A 26,447-nucleotide genomic window follows, 5' to 3' on the forward strand; every position below is an offset into this window, starting at 1 on the left:
GGGACGTGGCCGCCCCGACGAGGGGGAAGAGGACTGTGACGGGCGACACACCAGCTCCGGCGGCCATGCGTAACGAGTACGCGGCCGACCTGGGCCTTTCCGAACCGGACCTGGCACCGGACTGGCCGACCCAGTTCGCCCGCTGGTTCGCCGACGCGGTGGCGTACCCGCTTCCCGAACCGAACGCCATGGTGGTCGGCACGGCCGACGCGCAGGGCCGCCCCAGCGGCCGCACCGTCCTGCTCAAGGGGTACGACCCGGACGGCTTCGTCTTTTACACCAACTACGAATCGCGCAAGGGCGCCGAGGCGACCGCCAACCCGTGGGCCAGCCTGGTCTTCCCCTGGTTCCCGATGCAGCGCCAGGTGGTCGTGGCCGGCCGGGTGGAGCGGGTCGACCGGGCCGAGACCGAGGCGTACTTCGCCAGCCGGCCGCGCGGCTCCCGGCTCGGCGCCTGGGCCAGCGCCCAGTCCGCGGTCGTGCCGGACCGGGCGGCGCTGGACGCGGCGTACCGGGCGGCGGCCGAGCGCTTCGCCGGGGTGGACGAGATCCCCGCGCCGCCGCAGTGGGGCGGCTTCCGGGTCCGCCCCGAGACGGTGGAGTTCTGGCAGGGCCGGGCCAGCCGGCTGCACGACCGGCTGCGCTACCGACGGACCGACGAGGGCGCCTGGGTCGTCGAGCGGCTGGCGCCGTGACCGGGGTGAAGGAGGCCCGGCCGCGCGGGGCGCGCCGCTGGGCGATCGACCTACGTCCGCTCGGCGTGCCCGCGTACCGGCGGGTCTGGCTCGGCAACGGCGTGGCCATGTTCGGCTTCCAGTTCACCGCCGTGGCCGTACCGGTGGAGATGTTCGACCTGACCGGCGGCTCGTTCTGGGTCGGCCTGCTCGGGATCGCCGGCTTCCTGCCGCTGCTGGTGTTCGGGCTCTGGGGCGGGGCGGTCGCCGACGCCCGCGACCGGCGCCGGGTGCTGCTGGCCGGGGGAGCCCTGCTCTGGGCCTCGACCCTGGCGCTGCTGCTCCAGTCGGTGCTGCGGGTGGGCAGCCCGGTGCTGCTGCTCGCCCTGGTGGCCCTGCAGTCGGTGGCGTTCGCGATCACCTCGCCGGCCCGCAGCGCGATCCTGCCCCGGCTGGTGCCGGCCGAGCTGGTCCCGGCGGCCAGCACGCTCAACTTCACCACGTACACCGCGACCTCGGTCTTCGGGCCGCTGGCCGCCGGCCTGATCTTCGCCACCTGGCGCACCGAGGCCGGGCTGCCGATCGCGTACGCGGTGGACGCGCTGCTGTTCACCGTGTCGCTCTGGGCCACCCTGCGGCTGCCGGCGATGCTGCCGGAGCCGGACCCGGACGGCGACGGCACGTCGCGCCGGGCGGGGCTGGCCAGCATCGTGGACGGGTTCCGCTACCTGGCCACCACGCCGGTGCTGCTGCTCTCCTTCGCCATCGACCTGATCGCGATGATCCTGGCCATGCCCCGGGCGCTCTTCCCCGAGCTGGCGCAGGACCGGTTCGGCGGCGGCGCCGCGGTCGGCTGGCTCTACAGCGCCATCGCCATCGGGGCGATGCTGGGCGGCCTCACCTCCGGCTGGATCGGCCGGGTACGCCGGCAGGGGCTGGCGCTGGTGGTCGCCGTGGTGGGCTGGGGCGTGGCGATCGCCCTCGCCGGGCTGGCCCGCCAGCTCTGGCTGGTGGTGGCGCTGCTCGGCCTCGCCGGGGCCGCCGACCTGGTCAGCGCGACCCTGCGGCAGTCGATGCTGCTGGTCTACGCGCCGGACCGGATGCGCGGCCGGCTCCAGGGGGTGAACACCGTGGTGGTCGCGGGCGGCCCGCGCCTGGGCGACCTGCGGGCCGGCGCGACGGCGGCGGCGTTCGGCACCGGCTTCGCAATGGTCGGCGGCGGCCTCGCCTCCGCCGTACTGGCCGTGCTGCTGGTGGTGGCCTTCCCGGCGCTGCTCCGCTACCGGTCGGCCACCGCCGCCCCCCGTTGAGCAGGGCCGCAGGCGTAAACAGGGGGCCCTTCCGCGCGTCGACTAAGGTCGCCGGCATGGAGAATGCCGCGCAGTCGTCACCGTCGGGGACACAGTGGAGCATCGCCGCCGACGGCCACGAGGCCGTCGTGGTCGAGGTCGGCGGTGGCCTGCGGACCTACCGGCACGACGGAGTCGACTACCTCGACGGGTACGAGGCGGACGAGCTCTGCCCCGGCTCGGCCGGCCAGGTGCTCGCCCCCTGGCCCAACCGGATCCGGGACGGCGGGTACACCTTCGGGGGGCGGTCGTTGCAGCTCGACCTGAGCGAGCCGGCCCGGCGCAACGCGATCCACGGCCTGGTCAACTGGGCCTCCTGGCACCTGGTCGAGCAGTCGCCGGAGAGCGTCACCCTCGGCTACGACCTGCCGCCCCGCCCGGGCTATCCCTGGTCGCTGCGGCTGCGCACCCGGTGGACCGTCGGGGCGGACGGGCTGCGCGCCGAGCACGAGGTGACCAACCAGGCCGGCGAACCGGCGCCGTTCGGCTTCTCCGTCCACCCCTACCTGCGGTTGCCCAAGGCCGGGGTGGAGGAGACGTCGCTGCGGGTGCCGGGGCGGACCCGGGTGCTGCTGGACAGCCGGCTGCTGCCGCTCGGCGTCACCGAGGTCGCCGGCACCGAGTACGACTACACCGAGCCCCGGGCGATCGGCGACGCGGTGCTCGACGTGGCCTTCGGCGCCGTCGACCGGGACGCCGACGGCGGGTCGGCGGTCACCCTCGCCGCCCCGGACGGCGCGGCCGAGGTGCACGTCTGGGCGGACCGCGAGTTCGGCTGGTGGCAGGTGTTCACCGGGGACACCCTGCACGGCGAGCGCCGCCGCCGCTCGGTCGCGGTCGAGCCGATGACCTGCCCGGCGGACGCGTTCCGCTCCGGCAAGGGCCTGATCACGCTGGCCCCCGGCGAGACCTGGCGGGGTGCCTGGGGCATCCGGCCCGGAGCCTGAGCATGGAGTTCGCCGAGGTCGTCCACCGCCGCCGGATGGTCCGCAACTACGACCCGGACCGGCCGGTTCCGCCCGAGGTGGTGGACCGGCTGCTGGCGCACGCCACCCGGGCGCCCTCGGCGGGCTTCGCCCAGGGCTGGGGCTTCCTGGTGCTGGAGGAGCCGGCCGACCGGGAGCGGTTCTGGGCGGCGGCCACCCCGGGCGGGGGCGGTCGGGAACGCTGGCTGGCCGGCATGCGCCGGGCCCCACTGATCGTGGTGCCGCACGCCAACCGCTCCGTCTACCTGGAGCGGTACGCCGAGCCGGACAAGGGCTGGGCGGACCGGTCGACCGACCGTTGGCCGGTGCCCTACTGGTACGTGGACACCGGCTTCGCGGCGCTGCTGATGCTGCTCACCGCCGTCGACGAGGGGCTGGGCGCGTGCTTCTTCGGCATCCCGCCGCAGCGGCTCGACGCGTACCGGGAGGCGTTCGGGGTGCCCGAGGAGTACCAGCCGATCGGTGCGGTCACCATCGGTTACCGGGCTCCCGACCACCGGTCGCCGTCGCTGCGCCGGGGACGGCGGCCGGTGGACGAGGTGGTCCGGCGGGGCCGCTGGAGTTGAGGCGATTCGTCCCACGTCGACGGGGTGACGGTGGCGGCGAAACCGACATGAGGGAGTAAAACGCGGTGTGGCGGGTGCGGCTAGGCTGGCACCGACATCACCAGCCGGGTCAGGGGGAGGGGAGCGCGCCTTGATCTTCAGAGCGGTCCGGGACGGCCGTCCCTACCCGGAGCACAACCTCACGCTCAAGCAGTGGGCGGAGATCCCGCCGCGTCCGCTGCGGCTGGACCAGCTCATCACCACCAAGCGCGAGCTGGCGCTGGACAAGCTCCTCGCCGAGGACTCCACCTTCTACGGCGACCTCTTTCCCCACGTGGTGCAGTGGAACGGCGGCCTCTATCTGGAGGACGGCCTGCACCGGGCGTTGCGCGCGGCGCTCCAGGGGCGCAACCAGATCCACGCCCGGGTGCTGGTGCTCAGCCCGCAGGGCGAGTGACCCACCCCTGAGTCTTCGTTAAGGTGACGGCATGACTCCTCTCGACCTGCTGGACATCGACGCGTCGCTGGACGAGGAGGAGCGGCAGATCCGCGCCGTCGTGCGCCAGGTCGTGGACGACCGGGTACGCCCGCACGTCGCCGGCTGGTACGAGGACGGCCAGGTCCCGGCCCGCGAGCTGGCCCGCGAGTTCGGCAAGCTCGGCCTCCTCGGCATGCACCTGACCGGGTACGGCTGTGCCGGCGCGTCGGCCGTCGCGTACGGGCTGGCCTGCCTGGAGCTGGAGGCCGGCGACTCCGGCGTCCGTTCGCTGGTCTCGGTGCAGGGCTCGCTGGCCATGTACGCCATCTGGCGCTACGGCAGCGAGGAGCAGAAGCAGCGCTGGCTGCCCGCCATGGCGGCCGGCGAGGCGGTCGGCTGCTTCGGGCTGACCGAGCCGGACCACGGCTCCGACCCGGCGTCGATGGCCACCCGGGCCCGCCGGGACGGCGATGACTGGATCCTCAACGGCAGCAAGATGTGGATCACCAACGCGCCGATCGCCGACGTCGGGGTGATCTGGGCGCGCACCGACGAGGGGGTGCGCGGCTTCGCCGTACCCATGGACACGCCCGGGGTGACGGCGCGCGAGATCCGGCACAAGATGTCGCTGCGCGCGTCGCTGACCGGGGAGATCGCCCTCGACGACGTCCGGCTCCCGGCGGACGCCCGGCTGCCCGAGGCGGTCGGGCTGAAGGCGCCGCTGAGCTGCCTCACCGAGGCCCGGCACGGCATCGTCTGGGGCGCGCTCGGCGCGGCCCGCGACTGCCTGGAGACCGCCCTGTCGTACGCCACCACCCGGACCCAGTTCGGCCGGCCCCTCGCGGGCTTCCAGCTCACCCAGGCCAAGCTCGCCGACATGGCCGTCGAGTGGAACAAGGGCCTGCTCCTGGCGCTGCACCTGGGCCGGCTGGCCGAGGCCGGCAAGCTGCGGCCCCACCAGGTCAGCGTGGGCAAGCTGAACAACGTCCGCGAGGCCCTGGCCATCGCCCGGCAGTGCCGGACCATCCTCGGCGCCAACGGCGTCTCGGGCGACTATCCGGTGATGCGGCACGCCAACAACCTGGAGAGCGTGCTGACCTACGAGGGCACCTCGGAGATCCACCAGCTGGTCATCGGGCAGCAGCTCACCGGCGTTTCCGCCTTCGCCTGAGCCGCCGTTCACCCGTTCGGGTCGCTCGCCGCGCGAGTGTCGCACGGGGGCCGTAACGTCATCCTCAGTCGATGTGTCTGACGAGGACGGTGAGGGCGAATGGCCCGCGACGGTGACATCAACGAGCGCACCAGGGAGTTCCCGGAGTACCCGACCGGTGATGCCCTTCGGGCCCGGGCGGACGGCGCCGGCGACCCGGCACCGGGCGCTCCGGCGTCGTCCGGCGGCCCGGTCCGGGGCCTGCTGTGGGTGCTCGGCGCGGCCGCGCTGGTCGTGGTGGCGCTGCTCGGCGTGCAGGCGACCGGCATCCTGCCGGACTTCCGCAACCCCTTCGCGCAGCAGCAGACCGACCGCAGCCAGCCGCCGCTGCTGAAGTCGATCCGCGACCTCAGCCGGTACGTGGCCGCCGAGGGCGACTTCCAGGTGGTCGTCGACGTGCAGAAGGACCGGAAGAACGTGCCGGACTTCCTGCTCAACGAGCGGACCCTGTTCGTCGGGGCGGGCCGGGTCGAGGCGTATGTCGACTTCTCCAAGATCGCCGACGGGGCGGTGGTGGAGTCCGCCGACAAGAAGTCGGTGGAGATCAAGCTCCCCGCGCCGCAGCTCGGCGAGACCAACCTCGACCTGGAGAAGAGCTACGTCTTCGCCGAGGAGCGCGGCCTGATCAACCGGATCAACGACCTGGTGGCTGGCGACCCCAACCGCCAGCAGGCGGTCTACAAGCTGGCCGAGGACCGGATCACCACCGCCGCCCGGGACAGCGGGCTGACCGCCCGGGCCGAGGAGAACACCCGCAAGATGCTGGAGGGCCTGCTCCGCTCCCTCGGCTACGAGAAGGTGACCGTCACCTACACCGCCCCCTGACGCTTGTCGCTGGCCAGGCGCAGGGTCAGTAGCGGACGCGGTCCTCGTCGGGCATCAGGATCCAGAGGATCAGGTAGACGATCACCTGGGTGCCGGGCAGCAGCAGCGACAGCAGGAACAGCAGCCGGACCATGCCGGCGGACATGCCGAACCGCTGGGCCAGGCCGGCGCAGACACCGGCGAACATGCGCCCCTGGCGGGGTCGGACCAGTTTGCGACTCATCGTCGTACTCCCACTTCTGCGGCGATCCGCCGCGCTGGATTCCACGCTAGGAACGGGTGCGCGTCGCGCCCTCGGCCCCGAGGAGGATCAGCGACCCGGGCACCCGTAGGTGCTTACCCCGCCGGGTCCACGGCGACGCGCCCCCGCGCAGACCGCCCCCCCGCGTGCGGGAGTGTGCCGGCGTGCGGACGGGTACTGACCTGGGCGGGTAGGCTCGCCGGTCGGACCCCGTACCCCGGGGGCCACCCTGCCGTCCCGGACCGGGCACGGCACGCACCGGTCCGGATCCGCACAACGGGTACGACGGCGAGGAAAGTGCAGCCATGATCAGTGTTTTCGACCTCTTCAGCGTCGGCATCGGGCCGTCGAGTTCGCACACCGTGGGCCCGATGCGGGCCGCGCGGACGTTCGTGGCCGGGCTGAAGGCGGACGGGCTGCTCACCGACGTGGTGCGGGTGCAGGCCGAGCTGTTCGGCTCGCTGGGCGCCACCGGCCACGGCCACGGCAGCGACCGGGCGGTGCTGCTGGGGCTGGAGGGCGAGGCCCCGGAGACGGTCGACACCGACTCCGTCGGCCCGCGGGTGGAGCGGATCCGGGCCGAGCGGCGGCTCGCCCTGCTCGGCACCCAGGAGATCGACTTCGACCCGGACCGCGACCTGGTGCTGCACCGGCGGCGCTCGCTGCCGTACCACCCGAACGGGATGACCTTCGCCGCCTTCGACGGGGCTGGGAGCCAGGTACGGGCCCGGACCTACTACTCCGTGGGTGGTGGGTTCGTGGTGGACGAGGCGGCGGCCGGGGCGGACCGGATCAAGCCGGACAGCACCCGGGTGCGGTACCCGTTCCTCACCGGCGCGGAGCTGCTCGCGGTGACCGGGGAGACCGGGCTGTCGATCAGCGAGGTGATGCTCGCCAACGAGCTGTCCTGGCGCAGCGAGGCGGACGTCCGGGCCGGGCTGCTGGAGATCTGGCGGGTCATGCGGGAGTGCGTCGACAACGGCTGCGCCCGTGACGGCGTGCTGCCCGGCGGGCTGAAGGTCCGCCGCCGCGCCGCCGAGCTGCGCCGGAGCCTGGAGGCGGAGGCCGACGCGACCGACCCGCTGCGCGCGATGGACTGGGTCACCCTCTTCGCCCTCGCGGTGAACGAGGAGAACGCGGCCGGCGGCCGGGTGGTCACCGCCCCGACCAACGGCGCCGCCGGGATCATCCCGGCCGTGCTGCACTACTACACCCGGTTCGTGCCCGGCGCCTCCGACGAGGGCGTGGTCCGCTTCCTGCTGGCGGCCGGCGCGATCGGCGTGCTCTTCAAGGAGAACGCCTCGATCTCCGGGGCCGAGGTGGGCTGCCAGGGTGAGGTCGGCTCGGCCTGCTCGATGGCGGCGGCCGGGCTCGCCGAGGCGCTCGCCGGCACGCCCGAGCAGGTGGAGAACGCGGCCGAGATCGGCATGGAGCACAACCTCGGGCTCACCTGCGACCCGGTCGGCGGCCTCGTGCAGATCCCGTGCATCGAGCGGAACGCGGTGGCCAGCATCAAGGCGATCACCGCCGCCCGGCTGGCGCTGCGCGGCGACGGGGTGCACGCCGTCTCGCTGGACAAGGTCATCAAGACCATGCGGGAGACCGGCGCGGACATGAAGGTGAAGTACAAGGAGACGGCGCGGGGCGGCCTCGCGGTCAACGTCATCGAGTGCTGAACCCGAAGGGGTGACCCCGGGGGTACCCCTGTCGACCGAGAACGGCGGAGGCGAGGATGGGACGGTGACGACAGGAGTCGGCGCGCTCTGGTCGGCCCGCAACTCGCTGCGCATCCTGGTCAAACGGGACCTCGCGGTGAAGTACCAGCAGTCCGTGCTGGGCTACTTCTGGTCGCTCATCGAACCGCTCGGGATGGGCCTGATCTACTGGTTCGTCTTCGGGGTGCTCTATTCCGGCGCCACCCGCCGGCACCTCGGCGAGGCGGCCGGGTCGTATCCGCTCTTCCTGATCACCGGCATCTTCGCCTGGATGTGGGCCAGTTCGGCGCTGACCGAGGCGACCAACGCGCTGACCGGGCAGGCCCGGCTGATCACCACGATGAACGTGCCCCGCCAGGTCTTCCCGATCGGCCGGGTCACCGGCCGGTTCGCCGAGTACCTGGCCGGGCTGCCCATCCTGGCCGGCATCGCGGCGATCTACGTGGCGCACGGCAAGATCCGGCTCGGCTGGTCGCTGCTCTCCCTGCCGCTGGCGGTGACGGTGCAGTTCGTCCTGCTGGTCGGGGTCGCGCTGCTGCTGTCGGCGTGGAACGTGCTGATGCGCGACATCGAGCGCTTCATGCGCCTGATCATCCGGGTGCTCTTCTACGCCACCCCGATCATCTACCCGCTCGCCCTGGTCCGGGACTCCGGCATGCCCACCTGGATCAAGGTCGCGTACGAGCTGAACCCGCTGGTCGGTATCTTCCAGCTGCACCACGCGATCTGGTACCCGGACGAGTTTCCCGACGCCCGGCTGCTCGCCGTGACCGTGCTGGGCAGCCTGCTGGTGCTCGCGGCCGGCTGGTGGTCGTTCCGCCGGCTCGAACCGGCCGTGCTCAAGGAACTCTGAATGGCGGCGATCATCGAGGCGGAGGGGCTCGGCATCCGGTTCGTCCGCAACCGCCGCCGCCAGCTCCGGCTGCGCGAGCTGCTGATCCACCGCGGCGGGCGGAGCGCCGACGCCGGCCAGTTCTGGCCGTTGCGGGACGTGTCGTTCCGGATCGAGCCGGGCGAGACGGTGGGAGTGGTCGGCCGCAACGGCACCGGCAAGAGCACCCTGCTGCGGCTGATCGCCGGGGTGCTGATCCCGGACGAGGGCCGGATCCGGGTACGCGGCGCGGTGGCGCCGCTGCTGGAGCTCTCCGCCGGCTTCTCCAACGACCTGACCGGGCGGGAGAACCTGTACCTGGTGGGCGGGCTGCACGGGCTGTCCACGGCCTACCTGCGGAAACACTTCGACGAGATCGTCTCGTTCGCCGGGGAGCAGGTGGAACGCTCGGTGGACACCTCGGTCCGGCACTACTCCTCCGGCATGAAGGTGCGGCTCGGATTCGCGATCATCGCCCACCTGCCCCACCCGATCCTGCTCATGGACGAGGTCACCGCGGTCGGGGACGCGGAGTTCCGCGCCCGGTGCTATGCGACCATCGAGCGACTTCTCGCGGAAGGGCGCACGCTGGTGCTGGTGTCACACAACGAAAAGGACCTCACCCGGTTCTGCCGTCGGGGGCTCTACCTCGACGCCGGACGGCTGACCGTCGACGGGACCATCGACGAGGCGCTGCGGGCGTACGCCAGCGCTTCCTCGCGGTGACGCTCGCGATCGTGCTCGCCGCCGGACCGGCGGCGGGCCTGACCACCGGAGCCGGGGAGCGCCTGGCCGACCGGCTCGCCGGGCAGTGGCGGCGGGCCGGCGCGACCGAGGTGCGGGTCGCCGCCGACCTGGCCGAGCTGGCCGAACTGCTGGCCGCCGCGAGGGGCCCGGTGCTGCTCAGCGGGGCCGACCTGGTGGCGCACACCGCGGTGCTGAAGCACCTGGCGACCAGCCCGGTGGCCCCGACCGTGGCCCTGGTGCTGACCGACCCGCCGGCACCCGGCCGGGCGACGGTCCGCGAGGACCGCGGCCAGGTGGTGGCCGTGGACGACCCGACGGGCGCGACCGGCGTCTTCGGTGGTGCGCTGCGGGTCGGGCCGGCGGACCTGGCGTTCCTGACCGCCGCCGCCGAACGGGCGGCCACGGGCGGGGCGGACCCGGCGTCCGCGCTGGACCAACTCTTCGCCGGCCTCGCGGCGCGCGGGTCGCTGATCTTCGCCCATCGGGTACGCCTGCTCGTGGCGCACCGGGTGGGCACGGAGGCGGAGCTGCGCGCAGCCGAGGCGGCGGTGGCCGCGGTCGACGAGGACAAGGCCGAGCTGCGTCTGTCGGTGAAGGAGCGGGACGACTTCTTCACCACCTTCTTCGTCAGCACCTGGTCTCCGTACGTGACGAAGGTGGCCGCCCGGATCGGTCTGAGCCCGACCGGGGTGACCATGATCTCGGTGGCCTTCGCGGTGGCCGCCGCCGTGCTCTTCGGGGCCGGCGGCCGGGCCGCGCTGGTCGCCGGCGGCGTCCTGCTCTACCTGGGCTTCGTGCTGGACTGCGTGGACGGGCAGCTGGCCCGATACACCCGGCACTTCAGCGCCTGGGGCGGCTGGCTGGACACCATGGCCGACCGGGCCAAGGAGTACGTGGTCTACGCCGGCCTCGGTTACGGCGCCACGCACGCCGGCTTCCGCTACGGCTGGGCGCTGGCGATCGCCGCGATGACCCTGCAGACCGTGCGGCACATGACCGACGCCTGGTACGGCGTGCTGCACGACGAGGCGGCCCGCCGGCCCCGCGCCGCCGCCGAGGACGCCGAGGGCATCGGCGGGAAGCTGAACGCGGCCTCGACGAAGGTGCAGGCGGACACCGGTTCGGTGTCGTACTGGCTGAAGCGGACGGTGGTCTTCCCGATCGGCGAGCGGTGGGCGCTGATCGCGCTGGCCGCCGCGCTCTTCGGTCCGCTGGTGGCGCTCTGCGCGGTGCTGGTCTGGGGCACGCTGGCGTTCGCGTACACCGGTGCCCTGCGGACGTTGCGCGCCTGGTGGATGCGGGTGCCGGTGATGACCACCGTCGACGTGACCCTGCACCGGGACGACGGCCCGGTGGTCCAGCGGTTCGCGGCGGCCCGCCCGTCGGGGCTGGAACGCTTCCTGCTCCGGGCCGCCCGCCCGAGGGTCGGCGTGCTGTGGCTGGCCGTGCTGCCGGCGCTGGCGCCGGCGGTGCTGCTCCTGCTGGCCGGGCGGTGGGGCGCCGAGACGCCGCGCTGGGTGATCCTGGCGGCCCTGCTGGTCTGGCTGCTCGCCGCGCTGGGCGTCCGGGCGACGCCGGACGGGCCGCTGGACTGGCTGGTCCCGGCCGCGCTGCGGGCCGGGGAGTACCTGTTCGCCATCGCGGTCGGGGTGGCCGGCGGCGTGCCCGCCTGGCTGATCTTCGGGTACGTCTTCGTGCTGACCCTGCACCACTACGACCTGACCGCCCGACTGGAGAAGCGGCAGGTGGCGCCGCCGCTGCACGCCGCCTCGCTGGGCTGGGAGGGCCGATCGGTGCTGCTGGGTCTAGCGGCAATCGCCGGAATCGCGAGTATCGCTCTGGCTACACTCGGTGCGTACCTTCTCGTGGTTTTTGTCGCGAGTGTGGTCCTCGCCTGGGTGGTCCTGCCGGCTCGCGCCCGACGGACGCCGGCCCCGACGGGTGGAGGTGTCCGCTCGCCGGGCTGACGGAGGGCCGGCCGGGATGACTCTGCTCAGCTTCGTCGTACCGGCCTACCGTGTGCAGGGCTACCTGCGGGAGTGTCTCGACTCGATCCTCGAGCAGCCGTACGACGACCTCGAGGTGATCGGGATCGACGACGCCTCCCCGGACGACAGCGGCGAGATCCTGCTGGAGTACGCGGAGCGCGATCCCCGGGTGCGCCCGGTCCGCCTCGCCGAGAACGTCGGGCTCGGTCCGGCCCGCAACATCGGGCTGGACCGGGCCGTCGGCGAGTACGTCTGGTTCGTCGACGGCGACGACTGGCTGGTCCCCGGCTGCCTGCCGCACGTGGCCGACCGGCTCGTCGCCACCGGCCCGGACGTGCTGATCGTCGACCACGTCCGGGCGCACTGGAACAACGTCGGCACCCGCAGCGCGATGCGCGACGTGTTCCCGGAGCCGCCGGGCGAGCCGACCTTCCGGCTGCTGGACCGGCCGGAGACCCTGCGGCTGCTGCACACCGCGTGGAACCGGCTGGTCCGGCGGGAGTTCCTGGTCGACCGGGGCCTGCGCTTCGCACCCGGCTGGTACGAGGATGTTTCGTTCAGCTACCCGGCGCTGATGGCCGCGTCGCGGATCGGCGTGCTGGACCGGGTCTGCCTCAACTACCGGCAGCGGCGGACCGGGGCGATCACCCGGACCCGGGGCGACCGGCACTTCGAGGTGTTCGCCCAGTGGCACCGGGTGTTCCGGCTGCTGGACCGGTGGGACGGCGCGGTCGGGGTGCTGCGCGCGGACGTGTTCGAGCGGATGATCTGGCACTACCTGACCGTGCTCGGCAACGGCGAGCGGATCGCGCCGGAGCTGCGGCCCGCGTTCTTCGCCCAGATCCACGCCGACTACGCCCGCTTCCTGCCGCCCGGCGGCTACCCGGTCCCGTCGGGGGTGGAAGGCCTGAAGCACCGCTTGGTGGCGACCGGGCGGTGGCGGACGTTCAGCGCGCTGCGCGACGCCAACCAGGCGGCCGAGACGGCCCGGCGGACCGCCGGGAAGGTCCGGCGGCGGGTGCTGCCGGTGGCCCGGCGCACGGCGCGGCGAGCCCGGGACGCGGCGCTGCGCGAGTACTACCGGGGCGAGCTGCGCCGGCCGCTGGAGCCGACGCTCGCCGTCTTCGCGGCGTACTGGTACCGCGGGTACGCCTGCAACCCGGCCGCGATCTACGCCGCCACCCGCCGCCTCGCCCCCGAGGTACGCGGCGTGTGGGTGGTCCGACGGGACCGGGTGAACACCCTCCCGCCCGGCGTGGAGTACGTGGTCGCCGGCACCCGGGACTACTACCGCGCGCTGGCCCGGGCCCGCTGGCTGGTCAACAACGTCAACTTCCCGGACTTCGTCCGCAAGCGACCCGGCTCCGTGCACCTGCAGACCCACCACGGCACCCCGGTCAAGGTGATGGGGCTGGACCAGCAGCGGTACCTGATGGGGGCGATGGGGATGGACTTCGCCAAGCTGCTGAAGCGGGTGGACCGGTGGGACTTCAGCGTCTCCTCGAACAGCTTCTCCAGCCAGATGTGGGAGCGGGCGTACCCGGCCGCGTACACCACGCTGGAGGTGGGCTACCCGCGCAACGACCGGCTGGCGCTGGCCACCCCGGACGAGTGCCAGCAGGTCCGGAAGGAGTTGGGCATCGGGCTCGACGAGTTCGTCGTGCTCTACGCGCCCACGCACCGGGAGCACCTGCCCGGCTGGCGGCCGCCGTTCGATCCGGATCGGATGTGCGACGTGCTCGGCCCGTCGGGGCGGCTGCTGATGCGCAGCCACTACTTCCACGACCGGGACCGGCGACCCCGCGGCCCGGCCGCCGGCGGGGTGCTGGACGTCAGCGGCCACGACCGGGTGGAGGACCTCTACCTCGCGGCGGACGTGCTGGTCACCGACTATTCGTCGGCGATGTTCGACTACGCGGTGCTGGACCGGCCGATCGTCGTGTACGCGCCGGACTGGGACGCGTACCGGGTGGCCCGCGGGGTCTACTTCGACCTGGTGGCCGAGCCGCCGGGCGCGGTGGCATGGGACTTCCCGGCCCTGCTGGAGGTGTTCCGGTCGGGCGCGCTGCGCTCGCCGGAGGCCGAGAACGACCGGCGCCGGTTCCGGGCGCGGTTCTGCGCCCTGGACGACGGGCACGCCGCCGAGCGGGTGGTCCGCCGGGTCTTTCTGGACGAGCCGGCCTGAAAAAGAGGTTACTCGCCGGTCACTTTACGGATCGGAGCCGACCGATCCGCGTAATGGGTCTGTCACGAGACGAACATGGCACGTTTACCCGATGTGCGAAATCGATGATCCTGGTCACAGTCATTCCCGGGTTCGGCCGAGAGCTGGGGAGGTGACGGTGACCACCGTCGCGCTCAAGGATGTCACCAAGGTGTTCCAGGACGGGACAGTCGCGGTCGACACCATCAATCTGGACGTCAACGACGGCGAGTTCATGGTGCTGCTGGGCCCTTCGGGCTGCGGCAAGTCCACCGTGCTGCGCATGGTGGCCGGTCTGGAGGACCCGACCGCCGGCGCCGTCATGCTCGACGGCGAGGTGGCCAACGACCTGCCGCCCCGCGAGCGGAAGATCGCCATGGTCTTCCAGGACTTCGCGCTGTATCCGCACATGACCGTCGGCGACAACATCGGCTTCCCGCTGCGGTTGTCCGGGGTCGAGCCGGGGCCGCGCGGGGAGCGGATCCAGGATGTCGCCAGCGCCCTCGGCATCGGGGACGTGCTCGCCCGCAAGCCCAGCCAGCTCTCGGGCGGCCAGCGGCAACGGGTCGCCATGGGGCGGGCGATAGTGCGCCGGCCCGGCCTGTTCCTGATGGACGAGCCCCTCTCCAACCTGGACAGCGGCCTCCGCGCCGAGCTGCGCGCCGAGATCTCCGGGCTGACCCGCGAACTCGGCGTCACCACCATCTACGTCACGCACGACCAGGCCGAGGCGCTGACCATGGCCGACCGGGTCGCCATCATGCGCAAGGGTGTGCTCCAGGACGTGGGCACCCCCACCCAGGTGTACGGGCGGCCGGCGACCCTCTACGTCGCCGCGTTCCTCGGCAGCCCCCGGATGAACCTGCTGGAGGCGTCGGTCTACGTCCACCTCGACCGGTACGTGGCGCTGAACCTCGGCGAGCAGACGCTCTACCTGCCCTGGGACGACATCCGCAGCCGGGCCGTGGCGCACTACCACGGCGAACGGATCGTGGTCGGCATGCGGGCCGAGGCGCTCACCCCGGTCGCCCCGGACACCCCGGGTCACATCCTGCAGGGGCGAATCCGCTACCTGGAGCACCACGGCCACGAGTCGCTGGCCTTCCTCGACATCGGCGCCACCGCGATCATGGTGGACGAGATGGGCACCCCGGTGGAGAACGCGGCGCCCGGCCAGCGTGGCCTGCGCCGGTTCGGCCACGTCATGCAGCGGCTCACCGGGCGCGCGGTGGACGCCCCGGTTTCGGCGCCGAGCGGCGGCGGCAACCGGACCAGCGTGCTGCCCGATCCGGGCCGGCACCACCGCCGTCCGGCGGAACTGGCCGTCCGGCTCGCGCCGTACCCGGCGGTCTCGGCGGGGCACCCGCTGGCCGTCCAGGTACGTATGGACGCGCTGCACTTCTTCGACGAGCGCGGCGACCGGATCGACATCGGCTGGCGCTGAGCGGGTCCGCTGCCGGGCGGCGGTAGGGTCCCAGGCCGGCGGGATGCCGGGTGTCGGCCTCGCGACCGGGGCAGGACAGCCTCTTGCCGGTGAAGTTACCGGCGAGTAGCGTGCGGGCATGTCCATCGACTCTCGCCAGGTGGCGGCCGGTCTCCTCGAAGCCGTGCCGTTCGCTCGCACGCTCGGTATCGAATTCGTCGAGGTAGCGCCCGAGGCCGAGGGCGGGGTACGGGCGGTCGTCCGGCTCCCCGACGTCCCGGAGCACCACAACCACGTCGGCGGTCCGCACGCCGGGGCCATGTTCACCCTCGGGGAGACCGCCTCCGGGGCGGTGGTGCTCGCCGCGTTCGGGCCGGTGCTCGACCGGGCGGTGCCGCTGGCCGTGACCGCCAGCATCGCGTACAAGAAGGTGGCCCTGGGGCCGGTGCGCGCCACCGCGCGGCTGGGGCGTACCCCGGCCGAGGTGATCGCCGAGCTGGACGCGGGGCAGCGGCCCGAGTTCCCGGTCGAGGTGGAGATCGGCACCGAGGACGGCACCGTCACCTCCGTGCTGACCGTGGTGTGGACGCTGCGCCCCAACCGCTGACGTCCGAATCGCGTTTGCCCGCGCGGTCTGGTGGATAGATTCAGGCAATGCTGGGCCTACCCGCTCACGTGACCGCCTGTCTCTTCGATCTGGACGGTGTGCTGACGCAGACCGCCAAGGTGCACAACGCCGCCTGGACCGAGACCTTCAACGCGTTCCTCAAGGATCGCGCGGCGGCCACCGGCGAGCCGTTCCGCCCGTTCGACCCCGGACCGGACTACAACCGGTACGTGGACGGAAAGCCGCGGGCCGACGGGGTGCGCTCCTTCCTGGCCTCGCGCGGCATCACCCTGCCCGACGGCGCGCCCGACGACCCGCCCGAGGCGGACACCGTCAACGGGGTGGGCAACCGCAAGAACGTCATCCTGCTCAAGCGGATCCGGACCGACGGCGTCGAGGTCTACGAGGGCTCGGTGCGTTACCTGGAGGCCGCCGTCCGGGCCGGAGTGCGCCGGGCGGTCGTCTCGGCCAGCGCCAACTGCGCGGCCGTGGTGCAGGCCGCCGGGCTGGACCGGTTTTTGGAGGCCCGGGTGGACGGGCTGGTGGCCCGCGAGCGCGACCTGCGTGGCAAGCCCCATCCCGACACCTTCCTGGCCGGCGCGGAGCTGCTCGGCGTCAAGCCGGAGCAGGCCGCGGTCTTCGAGGACGCCCTCGCCGGGGTCGAGGCCGGCCGGGCCGGCGGCTTCGGGTACGTGGTGGGCGTCGACCGGGTCGGCCAGGCCGACGACCTGCGGGCGCACGGCGCCGACGTGGTCGTCACCGACCTCGCCGAGTTGCTGACCGGGGCTACCGCGTGATCCGGGAACGGGCCTACCCGGTCGAGCCGTGGCACGTTCGGGAGACCCGGCTCGACATGGACGTGCTCGCCCAGTCCGAGTCGGTCTTCGCCCTCTCCAACGGGCACGTCGGGCTGCGCGGCAACCTCGACGAGGGGGAGCCGCACGGCCTGCCCGGCACCTACCTGAACTCCTTCTACGAACTGCGCCCGTTGCCGTACGCGGAGGCGGGGTTCGGCTTCCCCGAGTCCGGTCAGACCATCGTCAACGTCACCAACGGCAAGCTGGTCCGGCTGCTGGTCGACGACGAGCCGCTCGACGTCCGGTACGGCGAACTTCTCTTCCACGAGCGGGTCCTCGACCTGCGGGCCGGCACCCTGCACCGGGAGGTGCACTGGCGCTCGCCGGCCGGGCGGGAGGTCAAGGTCCGCAGCACCCGGCTGGTGTCGTTCACCCAGCGGTCGGTCGCCGCGATCAACTACGAGGTCGAGGCAGTCGACGGGCCGCTGCGGCTGATCCTCCAGTCCGAGCTGGTCGCCAACGAGGCCCTGCCGCCGCAGAGCCGCGACCCGCGGGTGGCGGCCGTGCTGGAGTCCCCGCTGCTGGCCGAGGAGGAACTGACCACCGACGACGGCGGGCTGCTCATCCACCGGACCAAGGTCAGCGGGCTGCGGCTCGCCGCCGCGATGGCGCACGACGTGCACGGCCCCGAGCGCACCACCACCGAGTCCGAGGGCTACGAGGACTGGGTCCGCACCACCATCGGCTGCGTGCTCAAGCCGGGCCAGAAGCTGCGGGTGGTCAAGTACCTGACGTACGGCTGGTCCAGCCGGCGCTCGTTGCCGGCGCTGCGGGACCAGGTCGGGGCGGCCCTGGCCGCGGCCCGGCTGGACGGCTGGGACGGGTTGCGCCGGGCGCAGCGGGAGTACCTGGACGAGTTCTGGGACGCCGCCGACGTGCGGGTGGAGGGCGACCCGGAGGTCCAGCAGGCCGTCCGGTTCGGCCTCTTCCACGTGCTGCAGGCCGGTGCCCGCGCGGAACGCCGGCCGATCTCCGCCAAAGGGCTGACCGGCCCCGGGTACGACGGGCACGCGTTCTGGGACACCGAGATGTTCGTGCTGCCGGTGCTGACGTACACCCAGCCGTCGGCGGTGCGGAACGCGCTGCACTGGCGGCACTCCACCCTCGAACAGGCGCAGGAGCGGGCCCGGACGCTCAACCTGGAGGGCGCCGCCTTCCCCTGGCGGACCATCGAGGGGCCGGAGTCCTCGGCGTACTGGCCGGCCGGCACGGCCGCGTTCCACATCGCCGCCGACGTCGCCGACGCGCTGCGCCGGTACGTCCTGGTCACCGGCGACGAGGGGCTGGAACGGGAGATCGGGCTGGAGCTGCTGGTCGAGACCGCCCGGCTCTGGCGTTCCCTCGGCCACCACGACCGCAGCGGCCGGTTCCACATCGACGGGGTGACCGGGCCGGACGAGTACACCGCGGTGAAGAACGACAACATCTACACCAACCTGATGGCGCAGCGGAACCTGCTGACCGCCGCCGACTGCGCCATGCGCTACCGCGACCAGGCGCTCGACCTCGGCGTCAGCGAGGAGGAGGCGGCCGCCTGGCGGGACGCCGCGCACGCCATGCACGTCCCGTACGACGCGGACCTCGACGTGCACGAGCAGGTGGAGGGCTTCACCCGGTTGCAGGAGTGGGACTTCGAGCACACGCCGCCGGAGAAGTACCCGCTGCTGCTGCACTACCCGTACTTCGACCTCTATCGGAAGCAGGTCGTCAAACAGGCCGACCTGGTCCTGGCGATGCACTGGCGCGGGGACGCGTTCAGCGGCCTGGAGAAGCTGCGCAACTTCCACTACTACGAGCGGCGTACCGTGCGGGACTCGTCTTTGAGCGCCTGCACGCAGGCGGTCATGGCGGCCGAGGTCGGCCATTCGGAGCTCGCCCACCGCTACCTGCGCGAAGCGGCCCTGATGGACCTGCACGACCTGAACGAGAACACCCGCGACGGGGTGCACATGGCGTCGCTCGCCGGGGCGTGGATCGCCCTGGTGGCGGGCTTCGGCGGGCTGCGCGACCACGACGGGACGCTCTCCTTCTCGCCCCGGCTGTCCAGCCGGCTCAGCCGCCTCGAGTTCTCCCTCCAGTGGCGGTCGATGCGGCTGCGGGTGGACGTCCGGCCGCACCAGACGACGTACTCGCTGCGCAAGGGCGGCCCGGACACGGTGCTGGAGCTGCGGCACCACGGCGAGACGGTCCGGGTCACCTGCGCCCAGCCGGTCACCGTGCCGGTGCCACCCGCGCACCCGGCCGGGCCGCCGCCGGAGCAGCCGCCGGGCCGGGCGCCCCTGCTGCACCTGCCGGAGAACGCCAGCTGAGCCGGCCCGGCCCGCGCTGGTCGCGGGCCGGGCCGGTCTTCGCGTACGTCAGAACTGGCGGCCGTTGGACGGTCGGCCGCCGGCATCCCGGGGCGCCGTCGCCTGCGGGTCGTCGGCGGTACGCGCCAGGGCCGCGCGGTCCGCCCAGTTCTGCGAGCCCTTCAGCTCCTGTTCGCGGCGTTTCTGGTCGGTGAGCTCCTGCTCACGGGACCGGTCCTGCTTGGCCATGACGATCCTCGCGATCCGTCGGGGTCCGTGGTCACCCCGCGCGTTCCCGCTCGGCGCCGGCTCAACCGTCCAGGTGCCCGGCGAAGCTCTGCCGCAGGTGGTTCTTCGGCCGGGAGCCGACGATCGAGCCGACCACCTGCCCGTCCCGGAACACCAGCATGGTGGGCGCGGACATCACCTGGTACGCCCGGGTGGTCGCCGGGTTCTCGTCGGTGTTGAGGGTGACGAAACGCAGCATGTCGCCGAACTCCTCGGCCAGCTCCGCCAGGTGCTTCGAGACGACCCGGCAGGGTGGGCACCACTCCGCCCAGAAGTCCACCACCACCGGCCGGTCGGCGGCCAGCACGGTGGCCGCGAACGTCGCGTCGGTGACCGCGGTCAGTCGGCTCTCTTGCGTGTCCTGAGGCATGTTTCCTCCCGATGGGCGATCGCGCGGGCGAGCTGGTCGTGCAGCTGTCGACGGACCGCGCCGAGCCGGTCGAGGTAGTCGTCCACCTCGGCGAGCTTGCGCCGCAGCACCGCCACGGAGTCCGGGCAGACGTCGCCGGAGCTGTGCCCGGCCCGCAGGCAGGCCACGAACGGCCGGATGTCGTCCAGACCGAAGCCGACCGCCAGCAGGGCGCGGATCTCGTGCACGACGCGCAGCTCCGCCTCGTCGTAGATCCGGTAGCCGTTCGCGGAACGGCGTGGCCGTACCAGCCCCTGGGTCTCGTAGTACCGCAGCGTCCGGGTGCTCGTACCGGCCCGCTCCGCCAGCTCCCCGATCCGCATCAGACCCTCCCCGACCTGCCCGTGCCGCCCACGCTAAACCTTGCCGCCGACGTCAAGGCAACCCCACGCCCTCGCCCACCCTGCCCCCACCACCCCTTGGCCTTGCCCGCTCTCCGCCCGCCCCGCCCCGCCCGGTCGATCATGAAGTTAGCGGCGGGGAGAGCGCTTTCCAGTGCGGCAAGCTTCATGATCGACGGGGCTGGCGGCGGGGGTGGGGTGGGGAGGTGAGGTGGGGGGGAACGGGGGTATGCGGGCGGGTGGAGGTGGGTGGCATGGAGACGCGTGAGGTGACCGTTCCGGTGGTGGAGGGTGGGCTGGCTGCGGACGTGATCGTGCCGTCCGGGGCGACCGGGGTGGTGCTGTTCGCGCATGGCAGCGGCAGCTCGCGGCACAGCCCGCGCAACGTGGCCGTCGCGCACCAGCTCAACGACCGGGGGCTGGCCACCGTGCTGATCGATCTGCTCACCCCGGACGAGGACGCGCGGGACGAGATCACCGCCGAGCTGCGCTTCGACATCGGCATGCTCGCCGAGCGGCTGGCCGCCATCGTCGACTGGATGGCCGGAGACCCGACCCTGGGGCGGTTGCCGATCGGGATCTTCGGGGCCAGCACGGGGGCGGCCGCCGCGCTGGTCGCCGCCGCCGCCCGGCCGGAGCAGGTCCGCGCGGTGGTCTCCCGCGGTGGCCGCCCGGACCTGGCCGGCAGTTCCCTGTCCGCGGTACGCGCCCCGACGCTGCTGCTGGTCGGCGGCCTGGACGAGCAGGTCATCGTGCTCAACGAGCAGGCCCGGGCGCAGCTGGGCGAGATCGCCGAGCTGCGGATCGTCCCCGGCGCCACCCACCTCTTCGAGGAGCCCGGCACCCTGGAGCAGGTCGCCGACCAGGCGGGGAGCTGGTTCACCACCCGGCTTCGTACCCCGCATCCGGCCTGACCCGCCGGACGGACTGCGGCCGACGGCTCAGGCCGGGACGGCCGCCCGGTGCCGTTGGACGGTGTCCAGGACCCGCCAGGTGACCGCCGCGATCGGGACGGAGACGAACGCGCCGGCGATGCCGGCGATCAGCGTGCCGGCGGTGACCACCACCAGGATGACCGCCGGGTGCAGCTGCACCTGCCGCTTCATCACCAGCGGCTCCAGCAGGTTGCCCTCGATCTGCTGCACGGCGATGACCGCGGCCAGCACGAGCAGGGCGGTGGTCGGGCCGTTGGCGGCGAGGGCGACCAGCACGGCGATCGCCCCGGCCACCGTCGCGCCGATGATCGGCACGAACCCGCCGAGGAAGGTGATCAGCGCGAGCGGCAGGGCCAGCGGCACGCCGAGCAGCACCAGCGCCGACCCGATGCCGATCGCGTCGATCGCCGCGACGACCATCGTGCCCCGGCTGTACGCGCCGAGCGTCCGCCAGCCGGCCCGGCCCGCCTCGGCGGCGAGTTCCCGGTTCGGGCCGGTCATCCGGCGCAGCACCCAGCGCCACATCGACCGGCCGTCCTTGAGCAGGAAGAAGAGCAGGACCAGGGCGAGCAGGATCGAACCGGCCACCTCGGTCGCCGTACGCGCCCCGCCGACCGGGTCGGGGGCGCTGCCGCTCAGCCCGTCCCGGGTCTGCTTGATCAGCTTGTCGAGTTGGGCGTCGGTGATCGGCAGGCTGGAGGTGACGAAGTCCCGGGTGCGTTCCAGTCCCTGGTCGAGCTGCTGGCTCAGCTCGCCGAACTGGCTCGCGGTCAGGTTCCACACCAGCACGCCCACGCCGACCAGTACGCCGAGCAGCAGCAGGATGGTGAGCAGGGCCGCCACGGCGGCGGGCACCCGGATCCGGCGCAGCAGGAGCAGCACCGGGTCGAGCAGGGCGGTGAGGAAGAGGGTGCCGGCCAGCGCGACGGCCAGCGGCGCCAGCAGCACCGCGATCTTTCCCAGCAGCCAGAGCCCGGTGACCACCACCACCAGGCAGGCGCTCCACGTCACGGCCGTCCGGACCGGCCAGGGCAGTGCCGTCCAGGCCTGCCGGGGCCCCGCCGGCCCGCCGCCCGTCTCCGGTGCGGTCCTCCCCTGCGTCAGCACGGGCGTCCGCCCGCCGTCGTCCTCGACCACGTCGCCCTCCTCGATCGTGGCCGTTCGATACCCGACCCGCGCGGATCCGACACCCGGAGGCGTCGGGTCCCGTGCCGATCGGCGGCGCGTTTGCGCTTTCCGCCGCAGGTTAGGCATTGACGTAACGAAGGGAGGCCCCGACATGAGTGACTTCATGGACAAGGCCAAGGATTTCGCCGACCAGCACGACAAGCAGGTCGCCGCGCTATCCCGCCGCGGAGGCGGTGCTCGACGCGGCCGACTCCTGCCCGACGGAGGCGGTCATCGTGTCCGACGTGGACACCCTGCAGCGGGTCGCTCCGGAGGAGTGATCACCAGCCGGGGTAACGGACCCCGCTGACGTTCACCCGGAGGCTGTAGAGCGAGCTGGAGGCGCAGATGTAGAGGTGGTTGCGCTGCGCTCCGCCGAAGGTGAAGTTCGCGACGACCTCGGGCAGGTGCAGCTTGCCCAGGAGGGTGCCGTCCGGGTCGAAGCAGTGCAGCCCGTCGTGCGCCGCCGCCCAGACCCGCCCCGCGTCGTCGAGGCGTACGCCGTCGAAGGAGCCGGCGTCGCAGGTGGCGAAGACCTCGCCGCCGCGCAGCGTGCCGCCCTCGGTCACCCGGAACCGGCGCAGGTGCTTCGCGCGCGTGTCGACCACGTAGAGCAGGGACTCGTCCGGGCTGAAGGCCAGCCCGTTGGGCTGCTCGAAGTCGTCGGCGACCCGGTGCACCACGCCGTCCTGCGGGTCGACCCGGTAGACGTGGTTGCCGCCGATCTCACTCTCCGCCCGGTGCCCCTCGTAGTCGCTGTCGATGCCGTAGCTGGGGTCGGTGAACCAGATCGACCCGCCGGAGTGCTCGACCACGTCGTTCGGGCTGTTCAGCCGGCGGCCCCGCCAGCGCTCGGCGAGCACCGTGTCGGTGCCGTCCGGCTCGGTCCGGGTGACCCGCCGTCGGCCCTGCTCGCAGCTCACCAGTCGCCCCCGTCGGTCGACGGTGTGCCCGTTGGCGTAGCCGGCCGGCTGGCGGAACACCCCGACCGCGCCGGTGGTCTCGTCCCAGCGCAGCAGCCGGTCGTTGGGGATGTCGCTGAAGACGAGGTGTCGGCCGGCGGGGAACCAGGCGGGTCCCTCCAGCCAGCGGCCCCCGGTCCAGAGGCATTCCACCCACTCGTCGCCGTTGACCCGACGGAACCGCTCGTCGAGCACCTCGAAACGTGTCCTGAACCGGTCCACCGAAAACGCCTCCGCCCCGTGACTCACGTTCGGCTTCAAGCTAGCATGACCGAACCAGAATCGGTACAGCGGGTATTCTCCGAACGGAGGTCGTCGGTGGACGAGGTGGACCGGAAGTTGCTGGCCGCGCTGCAACGCGACGCGACCCAGTCGTACGCCGCGCTGGCCGGGACGGTCGGGCTCTCCACGGGGGCCGTCCACGAGCGGGTCCGCAAGCTCCGTGAGCAGGGCGTGGTCCGGCGCACCACGGTGGACGTCGACCCGGCCGCGGTCGGTCGGGGAGTGCTGGCGTTCGTGCTGGTCGAGGCGAACGCCTGGATGGGGGACGACCCCACCCGGGAGGCGCTGGCCGCGCTCCCGGAGGTGGAGGAGGCGCATGTCATCGCCGGCCCCGCGTCCCTGCTGGTGAAGATCCGGGTCGGCACGCCGGAGCAGCTCCAAGCCAGCCTGCGCCGGCTGTTCCAGGTGGAGGGCGTCACGGGCACGCAGACCGTGGTGGTGCTGGAGAGTTTCTTCGAGCGCCCGCTCGACCCGCACCCTCCGAGCCCCTGACCGAGGTCCCACCTCGCCGTTCGTTGCCCTAGGCGGGAGGGCGCGACCGTCAGCGCCACCACTCGGGCTCGCGCAGCGGGACCACCTCGACGCCGTGCCGCTCGCGGAACCAGCGGGCCAGCTGGGTCTCCAGCACCAACTGCTCGCTGGCCGCGTGGGAGACGCCGACCAGGGTCATCGACGTTCCGGCGGCGAACTCGCGGACCCGCTCGTACTTGCGGCGGCCCCGCTCGCCCTCGATCCGCACGTGCAGCTCCCCGGTCAGGTACGCCTGCGCGCCCAGCCGCTCGGCGTACGCCATCTCCGTCGCGTCGTCGCCGATCCCGCCGACCACGGCGATCCGGTCGATCGTGTCCCGGCGCCGCCCCTCCACCTCGACCAGGTCGACGCCGAAGATCCGGCGGGCCCGAACCACCAGGGCGTCGCTGTTCAGCGGCGGCACGGTGCAGACGAGGCCGGCGTGCCCGTCGCCGTACGGCCAGAACCGGTCCACCACTTCGCCGCCGAGCGCCTCGACGATCGCGGCCGCGGTGCCGACCCGGAGCGAGACGTCCATCGGCGCGTGGCAGGCGTAGAGGCTGACCCCGGCGTCGCGGAGCTGTGCGAACCGGGCGGCGGGGATCGGCACGAAACCCGCCGCCCACACCCCGGACGGGTGGCCGTTGCGCAGGTCGATCGGATGGTGGGTGACCAATAGGTCGCCGGGGGCGGCGGTGGGCAGCCAGCGGTCCAGCACCTCCGCCGAGGGGAAGCAGGCGACGAGCACCCGGCCGACCTCGGCGTGGCCCTGGATCATCAGCCCGTTGAACCGTTCGGCGAAGCGAGGGGTGACGTACCGCCGCCAGTCGATGCCGGCCTCGTCGTGCACCCGGGGCACGTGCCGCCGCATGGCGGTGTCCGGCTCGGCGTCGGCCAGCTCGAAGAGGTCGTCCAGGTCGGCCACGAGCGGGGCGAGCGCGATCCGGTCCGTCATGGCGGCAGGTTACGGGCGGGCCGGCGGGTCGACCAGCGGATTAGCCCGCCGGCCCGGCGGTTCATCCCGTGTGCAGCAGGCCGGGCAGCTCGCCGAGGGCGGCCATGGCCCGGCCCTGCCACTCCGGGTCGGTGTTGTTGTGCTCGGTCGTCCGGAGCACGGTCATGCCGACCGCCGCCGCGCCGGCCAGTTCACCGTCGGCCCCGTCGCCCACGAAGACGCAGTCGGCCGGGTCCACGCCCAGCCGCGTCGCGGCCAGCCGGTAGATCGCCGGATCCGGCTTGGCCAGGCCGACGTCGCAGGAGAAGACCGCGACGTCGAAGCGGCGAGCCAGTGCGGTCGAGCCCCACGCCTCGGCGGTCTCCGCCGTCGCGTTGCTGACCAGGCCGATCGGATGACCGTCGGCGCGCAGCGCGTCCAGCACCGCGAGGGTTTCGGTGCGAGCGCCGGTCAGCAGCCGGACGGCCAGCTCCCGGCGATGCGCCGCCGCCCGGGCGACCTGCTCCTCGGTCGGCGACCCGCCGAGCCGCCGGGCCAGGAGCCGGACCGTCTCCGCGACGTCCCAGCCGGTGATCCGCTCCCGCCAGGTGGCGTGGTACGCGGCGACCAGGTCGGCGGGCGGCACCCCAACCATCAGGCCCATCTCACCGACCACCCGGTCCCGCTCGGGGTCACCGCCGGGAACCAGGGTGTGGTAGAGGTCGAAGATCACCGGTCGCCGCACGTCCAGATGCTAGCGGTGCGCGGGCAGGCCGAAGGGCCGGCCTCCCACGGGGGAGACCGGCCCTTCGCGCTGCTCGGTCAGGAGCTGTAACCGCGGCCCGCGATCCAGTTGGCCAGCTCGGTCACGTCCATCCAGTACGTCGGCTCGTTCGGGCTGGCCGGGTCGGCGATCAGCACCGTGTTGCCGTCGTTCTTGTACTCCACCACGGTCAGGTAGTGGCCGGGGTAGCTGTGCTCGACACCGTCGATGTCCAGTGCGCCGCCGAGGATGTTGGCGACGACCGGGCGGCCCTGGTCCACGGCGGCCTTCACGTCGATCCGCAGGCGTTCGACCTGCTCCTTGGTGGCCGCGTCGTCCCGGATCTCGGTGGTCTTGTACTTGCCACCGGTGTACTCGTTGAGCACCCGGGTGATGTCGATCGCCGAGTCGGTGCCGTTCTCGGTGGTGCCGAGCTTGGCGGCCAGCTCGTCCTGGCTCACCGTCTTGCCCTCGGCCGACAGCGCGATCCGGGTCGACGCCGGGCCGCAGTAGTAGAAGTTCGGCTGGGCCTGGTAGTCGAAGCGAGCGCTGCGCTCGTTCTTGTCGCTCTTGTCGCTCTTGTTCGCGGTCACCGGCTTCGCCTGCGCCGGGGCGGCGTGCGCGGCCACGGCCGGGCCGGCGACGACGCCACCGGACATGACGAGACCGGCGACGGACAGCATGCTCTTACGGACGATCGAGTTCATGTCGAAGCTCCATTCGGGGGTTGATGTCGTCCCGTCGCCGGGACGCAGCAGCACCGGGAGTGGCGCTCGGCCGTTCCTCGGGGGCGCGGGGGGAGAGCCCGCCCGCTCACGGGATGTGCAACGACTCCTGGCCCTCGGTGAT

28 protein-coding genes are annotated in these 26,447 nt (G+C 72.8%); 19 read left to right on the forward strand and 9 right to left on the reverse strand.

Annotation, left to right across the window (positions count from 1 at the left end; all coding sequences use genetic code 11):
• Positions 1 to 65: 65 nt before the first annotated feature.
• From pdxH to ACZ6S5_RS19870, 7 genes are all read left to right on the forward strand, one after another.
• Complete coding sequence (pdxH, locus tag ACZ6S5_RS19840; protein WP_466002394.1) at positions 66 to 695, forward strand: pyridoxamine 5'-phosphate oxidase; 630 nt, start codon at positions 66 to 68, stop codon at positions 693 to 695.
• Complete coding sequence (locus ACZ6S5_RS19845) at positions 692 to 1,984, forward strand: MFS transporter (protein ID WP_466002396.1); 1,293 nt, start codon at positions 692 to 694, stop codon at positions 1,982 to 1,984. Before pdxH ends, ACZ6S5_RS19845 begins: the two co-directional genes overlap by 4 nt.
• A gap of 56 nt (positions 1,985 to 2,040) precedes the next feature.
• Positions 2,041 to 2,970, forward strand: a complete 930-nt coding sequence (locus tag ACZ6S5_RS19850; protein ID WP_466002398.1) for an aldose 1-epimerase family protein — start codon at positions 2,041 to 2,043, stop codon at positions 2,968 to 2,970.
• Positions 2,971 to 2,972: 2 nt separating this feature from the next.
• Positions 2,973 to 3,575 carry a nitroreductase family protein gene (locus ACZ6S5_RS19855; RefSeq protein WP_466002400.1) on the forward strand — a complete coding sequence of 201 codons (603 nt, stop codon included), beginning with the start codon at positions 2,973 to 2,975 and terminating at the stop codon, positions 3,573 to 3,575.
• 130 nt (positions 3,576 to 3,705) lie between these two features.
• Positions 3,706 to 4,011 (forward strand): type II toxin-antitoxin system VapB family antitoxin, encoded by a 306-nt coding sequence (locus ACZ6S5_RS19860; protein ID WP_466002402.1) that lies wholly within the window; start codon positions 3,706 to 3,708, stop codon positions 4,009 to 4,011.
• 31 nt (positions 4,012 to 4,042) lie between these two features.
• Positions 4,043 to 5,203 (forward strand): acyl-CoA dehydrogenase family protein, encoded by a 1,161-nt coding sequence (locus tag ACZ6S5_RS19865; protein WP_466002403.1) that lies wholly within the window; start codon positions 4,043 to 4,045, stop codon positions 5,201 to 5,203.
• Between the two features lie 99 nt (positions 5,204 to 5,302).
• On the forward strand, positions 5,303 to 6,067 hold the full coding sequence (locus ACZ6S5_RS19870; RefSeq protein WP_466002405.1) for a DUF4230 domain-containing protein: 765 nt from the start codon (positions 5,303 to 5,305) through the stop codon (positions 6,065 to 6,067).
• Between the two features lie 25 nt (positions 6,068 to 6,092).
• On the opposite strand, the gene ACZ6S5_RS19875 is transcribed toward ACZ6S5_RS19870, so the two are convergent.
• Positions 6,093 to 6,290 (reverse strand): PspC domain-containing protein, encoded by a 198-nt coding sequence (locus ACZ6S5_RS19875; RefSeq protein WP_466002407.1) that lies wholly within the window; start codon positions 6,288 to 6,290, stop codon positions 6,093 to 6,095.
• Positions 6,291 to 6,613: 323 nt separating this feature from the next.
• Here ACZ6S5_RS19875 and ACZ6S5_RS19880 point away from each other — a divergent pair, with 323 nt between their 5' ends.
• From ACZ6S5_RS19880 to ACZ6S5_RS19920, 9 genes are all read left to right on the forward strand, one after another.
• Entirely contained in the window at positions 6,614 to 7,984 is a 1,371-nt protein-coding gene (locus tag ACZ6S5_RS19880; RefSeq protein WP_466002409.1) for an L-serine ammonia-lyase, read from the forward strand.
• Between the two features lie 64 nt (positions 7,985 to 8,048).
• A complete protein-coding gene (locus ACZ6S5_RS19885) occupies positions 8,049 to 8,876 on the forward strand; it encodes an ABC transporter permease (protein WP_466002411.1) in 828 nt (275 codons plus the stop codon).
• Positions 8,877 to 9,620 (forward strand): ABC transporter ATP-binding protein, encoded by a 744-nt coding sequence (locus ACZ6S5_RS19890; protein ID WP_466002413.1) that lies wholly within the window; start codon positions 8,877 to 8,879, stop codon positions 9,618 to 9,620.
• Positions 9,617 to 11,608, forward strand: a complete 1,992-nt coding sequence (locus ACZ6S5_RS19895; RefSeq protein ID WP_466002415.1) for a DUF5941 domain-containing protein — start codon at positions 9,617 to 9,619, stop codon at positions 11,606 to 11,608. The genes ACZ6S5_RS19890 and ACZ6S5_RS19895 overlap by 4 nt, the downstream gene beginning before the upstream one ends.
• A gap of 16 nt (positions 11,609 to 11,624) precedes the next feature.
• Positions 11,625 to 13,814 (forward strand): bifunctional glycosyltransferase/CDP-glycerol:glycerophosphate glycerophosphotransferase, encoded by a 2,190-nt coding sequence (locus tag ACZ6S5_RS19900; protein ID WP_466002417.1) that lies wholly within the window; start codon positions 11,625 to 11,627, stop codon positions 13,812 to 13,814.
• Between the two features lie 157 nt (positions 13,815 to 13,971).
• The gene (locus ACZ6S5_RS19905; RefSeq protein ID WP_466002419.1) at positions 13,972 to 15,276 is read left to right on the forward strand and encodes an ABC transporter ATP-binding protein; all 1,305 of its coding nucleotides are present in this window, start codon (positions 13,972 to 13,974) and stop codon (positions 15,274 to 15,276) included.
• Positions 15,277 to 15,394: 118 nt separating this feature from the next.
• Positions 15,395 to 15,862 carry a DUF4442 domain-containing protein gene (locus ACZ6S5_RS19910; RefSeq protein ID WP_466002421.1) on the forward strand — a complete coding sequence of 156 codons (468 nt, stop codon included), beginning with the start codon at positions 15,395 to 15,397 and terminating at the stop codon, positions 15,860 to 15,862.
• Between the two features lie 47 nt (positions 15,863 to 15,909).
• Entirely contained in the window at positions 15,910 to 16,659 is a 750-nt protein-coding gene (locus ACZ6S5_RS19915; RefSeq protein ID WP_466002422.1) for an HAD family hydrolase, read from the forward strand.
• Positions 16,656 to 19,028 carry a glycoside hydrolase family 65 protein gene (locus tag ACZ6S5_RS19920; RefSeq protein ID WP_466002424.1) on the forward strand — a complete coding sequence of 791 codons (2,373 nt, stop codon included), beginning with the start codon at positions 16,656 to 16,658 and terminating at the stop codon, positions 19,026 to 19,028. Before ACZ6S5_RS19915 ends, ACZ6S5_RS19920 begins: the two co-directional genes overlap by 4 nt.
• Positions 19,029 to 19,076: 48 nt before the next feature.
• Here ACZ6S5_RS19920 and ACZ6S5_RS19925 read toward each other — a convergent pair whose 3' ends face one another.
• The 3 genes from ACZ6S5_RS19925 to ACZ6S5_RS19935 form a co-directional block, all read right to left on the reverse strand.
• Positions 19,077 to 19,256: a hypothetical protein gene (locus tag ACZ6S5_RS19925; protein ID WP_466002426.1), complete on the reverse strand. Its 180-nt coding sequence runs from the start codon at positions 19,254 to 19,256 to the stop codon at positions 19,077 to 19,079.
• Positions 19,257 to 19,317: 61 nt separating this feature from the next.
• Complete coding sequence (trxA, locus tag ACZ6S5_RS19930) at positions 19,318 to 19,665, reverse strand: thioredoxin (protein WP_466002428.1); 348 nt, start codon at positions 19,663 to 19,665, stop codon at positions 19,318 to 19,320.
• Positions 19,635 to 20,027 carry a MerR family transcriptional regulator gene (locus ACZ6S5_RS19935; RefSeq protein WP_466002430.1) on the reverse strand — a complete coding sequence of 131 codons (393 nt, stop codon included), beginning with the start codon at positions 20,025 to 20,027 and terminating at the stop codon, positions 19,635 to 19,637. The genes trxA and ACZ6S5_RS19935 overlap by 31 nt, the downstream gene beginning before the upstream one ends.
• Positions 20,028 to 20,299: 272 nt before the next feature.
• Between ACZ6S5_RS19935 and ACZ6S5_RS19940 the strand changes: the two genes are divergently transcribed.
• Positions 20,300 to 20,959 (forward strand): dienelactone hydrolase family protein, encoded by a 660-nt coding sequence (locus tag ACZ6S5_RS19940; RefSeq protein ID WP_466002432.1) that lies wholly within the window; start codon positions 20,300 to 20,302, stop codon positions 20,957 to 20,959.
• 27 nt (positions 20,960 to 20,986) lie between these two features.
• Here ACZ6S5_RS19940 and ACZ6S5_RS19945 read toward each other — a convergent pair whose 3' ends face one another.
• Positions 20,987 to 22,117 (reverse strand): AI-2E family transporter, encoded by a 1,131-nt coding sequence (locus ACZ6S5_RS19945; protein ID WP_466002434.1) that lies wholly within the window; start codon positions 22,115 to 22,117, stop codon positions 20,987 to 20,989.
• Between the two features lie 146 nt (positions 22,118 to 22,263).
• Here ACZ6S5_RS19945 and ACZ6S5_RS19950 point away from each other — a divergent pair, with 146 nt between their 5' ends.
• Positions 22,264 to 22,428 (forward strand): hypothetical protein, encoded by a 165-nt coding sequence (locus ACZ6S5_RS19950; protein WP_466002436.1) that lies wholly within the window; start codon positions 22,264 to 22,266, stop codon positions 22,426 to 22,428.
• Here ACZ6S5_RS19950 and ACZ6S5_RS19955 read toward each other — a convergent pair whose 3' ends face one another.
• Positions 22,429 to 23,331, reverse strand: a complete 903-nt coding sequence (locus ACZ6S5_RS19955; RefSeq protein ID WP_466002438.1) for an SMP-30/gluconolactonase/LRE family protein — start codon at positions 23,329 to 23,331, stop codon at positions 22,429 to 22,431.
• Between the two features lie 45 nt (positions 23,332 to 23,376).
• Here ACZ6S5_RS19955 and ACZ6S5_RS19960 point away from each other — a divergent pair, with 45 nt between their 5' ends.
• Complete coding sequence (locus ACZ6S5_RS19960) at positions 23,377 to 23,883, forward strand: Lrp/AsnC family transcriptional regulator (RefSeq protein WP_466002440.1); 507 nt, start codon at positions 23,377 to 23,379, stop codon at positions 23,881 to 23,883.
• Between the two features lie 49 nt (positions 23,884 to 23,932).
• On the opposite strand, the gene ACZ6S5_RS19965 is transcribed toward ACZ6S5_RS19960, so the two are convergent.
• The 3 genes from ACZ6S5_RS19965 to ACZ6S5_RS19975 all read right to left on the reverse strand — a co-directional run bounded on the left by ACZ6S5_RS19965 (position 23,933) and on the right by ACZ6S5_RS19975 (position 26,305).
• Positions 23,933 to 24,856, reverse strand: a complete 924-nt coding sequence (locus tag ACZ6S5_RS19965; protein ID WP_466002442.1) for a Nif3-like dinuclear metal center hexameric protein — start codon at positions 24,854 to 24,856, stop codon at positions 23,933 to 23,935.
• Between the two features lie 61 nt (positions 24,857 to 24,917).
• The gene (locus ACZ6S5_RS19970; RefSeq protein WP_466002444.1) at positions 24,918 to 25,580 is read right to left on the reverse strand and encodes an HAD family hydrolase; all 663 of its coding nucleotides are present in this window, start codon (positions 25,578 to 25,580) and stop codon (positions 24,918 to 24,920) included.
• A gap of 77 nt (positions 25,581 to 25,657) precedes the next feature.
• A complete protein-coding gene (locus ACZ6S5_RS19975) occupies positions 25,658 to 26,305 on the reverse strand; it encodes a C39 family peptidase (protein WP_466002446.1) in 648 nt (215 codons plus the stop codon).
• Between the last annotated feature and the right edge of the window lie 142 nt (positions 26,306 to 26,447).

This window comes from Micromonospora sp. NPDC051924 (genome assembly GCF_055586005.1).

Excerpts from the sequence above, each read along its gene's own strand:
- ACZ6S5_RS19925 (WP_466002426.1), bottom strand. The coding sequence starts at position 19,256 with ATGGCCAAGCAGGACCGGTCCCGTGAGCAGGAGCTCACCGACCAGAAA.
- ACZ6S5_RS19910 (WP_466002421.1), top strand. The coding sequence starts at position 15,395 with ATGTCCATCGACTCTCGCCAGGTGGCGGCCGGTCTCCTCGAAGCCGTG.
- ACZ6S5_RS19890 (WP_466002413.1), top strand. The coding sequence starts at position 8,877 with ATGGCGGCGATCATCGAGGCGGAGGGGCTCGGCATCCGGTTCGTCCGC.
- ACZ6S5_RS19940 (WP_466002432.1), top strand. The coding sequence starts at position 20,300 with ATGGAGACGCGTGAGGTGACCGTTCCGGTGGTGGAGGGTGGGCTGGCT.
- ACZ6S5_RS19865 (WP_466002403.1), top strand. The coding sequence starts at position 4,043 with ATGACTCCTCTCGACCTGCTGGACATCGACGCGTCGCTGGACGAGGAG.
- trxA (WP_466002428.1), bottom strand. The coding sequence starts at position 19,665 with ATGCCTCAGGACACGCAAGAGAGCCGACTGACCGCGGTCACCGACGCG.
- ACZ6S5_RS19935 (WP_466002430.1), bottom strand. The coding sequence starts at position 20,027 with ATGCGGATCGGGGAGCTGGCGGAGCGGGCCGGTACGAGCACCCGGACG.
- pdxH (WP_466002394.1), top strand. The coding sequence starts at position 66 with ATGCGTAACGAGTACGCGGCCGACCTGGGCCTTTCCGAACCGGACCTG.
- ACZ6S5_RS19875 (WP_466002407.1), bottom strand. The coding sequence starts at position 6,290 with ATGAGTCGCAAACTGGTCCGACCCCGCCAGGGGCGCATGTTCGCCGGT.
- ACZ6S5_RS19960 (WP_466002440.1), top strand. The coding sequence starts at position 23,377 with ATGACCGAACCAGAATCGGTACAGCGGGTATTCTCCGAACGGAGGTCG.
- ACZ6S5_RS19900 (WP_466002417.1), top strand. The coding sequence starts at position 11,625 with ATGACTCTGCTCAGCTTCGTCGTACCGGCCTACCGTGTGCAGGGCTAC.
- ACZ6S5_RS19855 (WP_466002400.1), top strand. The coding sequence starts at position 2,973 with ATGGAGTTCGCCGAGGTCGTCCACCGCCGCCGGATGGTCCGCAACTAC.
- ACZ6S5_RS19975 (WP_466002446.1), bottom strand. The coding sequence starts at position 26,305 with ATGAACTCGATCGTCCGTAAGAGCATGCTGTCCGTCGCCGGTCTCGTC.
- ACZ6S5_RS19880 (WP_466002409.1), top strand. The coding sequence starts at position 6,614 with ATGATCAGTGTTTTCGACCTCTTCAGCGTCGGCATCGGGCCGTCGAGT.
- ACZ6S5_RS19965 (WP_466002442.1), bottom strand. The coding sequence starts at position 24,856 with ATGACGGACCGGATCGCGCTCGCCCCGCTCGTGGCCGACCTGGACGAC.
- ACZ6S5_RS19850 (WP_466002398.1), top strand. The coding sequence starts at position 2,041 with ATGGAGAATGCCGCGCAGTCGTCACCGTCGGGGACACAGTGGAGCATC.
- ACZ6S5_RS19915 (WP_466002422.1), top strand. The coding sequence starts at position 15,910 with ATGCTGGGCCTACCCGCTCACGTGACCGCCTGTCTCTTCGATCTGGAC.
- ACZ6S5_RS19870 (WP_466002405.1), top strand. The coding sequence starts at position 5,303 with ATGGCCCGCGACGGTGACATCAACGAGCGCACCAGGGAGTTCCCGGAG.